Here is a 719-nt window from a genome sequence, read left to right as displayed (position 1 = left end):
TAGCTCAGGTAGGCTTGCTGATCTTCCACCGGCAGCACGAGTTTGCCCGCCAGCTCCAGCAACAGCACCTCATTGACATGAGCGGTCAGAATAAGCCGTTGCCAATGCATGGGTTTGAAATAGTAATCCGCCGGTTGTTTAAGATTCTCTGCAAGCACCCGGCTCGCCTCCTGCTCATCCATCATGGGAAGGTAGGCATAACAATGACTGGCCTGTTCATTGCCATCGATATTCACCGGCAGGATCAGCGGCACATCACCATCACGGCAAAACAGCAGCTGCTGGGTAGAAGTCAAAATCTCAAACAGTTCCTCGAACGAGATATCGAGGCCATCTTTACTGTCATGGGTCACGGTTGCCAACTCCTTGTAGGTCACTCGGGTTTGCGCTTATTCAGGAAAAGTCGCTGCAATATGCAGCCAAGCAGTCCTTCCCGGCATTCAGCTCCACAAAGGTCGCAGAGTACCCCATTTAACGTGCAAATAAAACCAACGCCAGCGGCCGGGCAATCAGCCTTGAAGCAAAATAACTTCGGCTTTCTCCACCCTTCTGGGCTTGCCGCGAATAAGCAAGGTATCACCGGCGCGGAACTGCCAATCTTCATCCGGCGGCTCGTACTCCCTGCCGCCGCGGCGCACAGCTCTCAGTTCCACCCTGAGCTGTTGCCAGGGGATCTCGGCACTGAATTTTCCCACGGCACTGGCGCCTCTTGGCAAAGC

At 54.4% G+C, this 719-nt stretch carries 2 protein-coding genes; both read right to left on the bottom strand.

The features are described from left to right. A partial coding sequence (locus IEX22_RS16195; protein WP_188669266.1) for a hypothetical protein occupies positions 1-353 on the bottom strand: 353 nt, incomplete at its 3' end. Between the two features lie 156 nt (positions 354-509). After that, a partial coding sequence (locus IEX22_RS16190; RefSeq protein ID WP_188669265.1) for a cation:proton antiporter regulatory subunit occupies positions 510-719 on the bottom strand: 210 nt, incomplete at its 5' end.

The sequence above is a fragment of the Tersicoccus solisilvae genome, assembly GCF_014643255.1.
Classification (GTDB): domain Bacteria; phylum Actinomycetota; class Actinomycetes; order Actinomycetales; family Micrococcaceae; genus Tersicoccus; species Tersicoccus solisilvae.
This window is presented reverse-complemented; position numbering and strand designations above follow the sequence as displayed.